General features: G+C 58.5%; 1 protein-coding gene. It reads left to right on the forward strand.

Annotated features, from left to right (window positions below):
- Positions 1-306: tyrosine-type recombinase/integrase (locus QCE79_RS34960; protein ID WP_404989486.1), on the forward strand; the 306-nt coding region annotated here is incomplete at both ends.

Genomic DNA, 306 nt, shown 5'->3' on the forward strand with positions numbered 1-306 from the left:
ACATTGGAAGCCTTCGCGATCGCCGTCGCGGGTCAACCAGGTCGAAAACTATCTAGCTTCGGACATCTATCCGATCATGGGCGGGCGGCCGGTCACGGATATTCGGCCAGCAGTGCTTCGCGAGATGCTCAGGAAAATTCAAGCACGGGGTGCGCCCTCAGTCGCCAAAGTGGTCCTGCAGATTTGCAATCAGGTATTGCGTTACGCGATGGCGCACGACTGGGCAGAGCGGAACCCTGTCGCCGAGCTTCGCACAGGCGATCTACTGTCTCTTCCTACAGCGAAAAATCACGCCCGCGTCTCGGA

The sequence above is a fragment of the Caballeronia sp. LZ003 genome, from assembly GCF_031451465.1.
Lineage (GTDB): Bacteria > Pseudomonadota > Gammaproteobacteria > Burkholderiales > Burkholderiaceae > Caballeronia.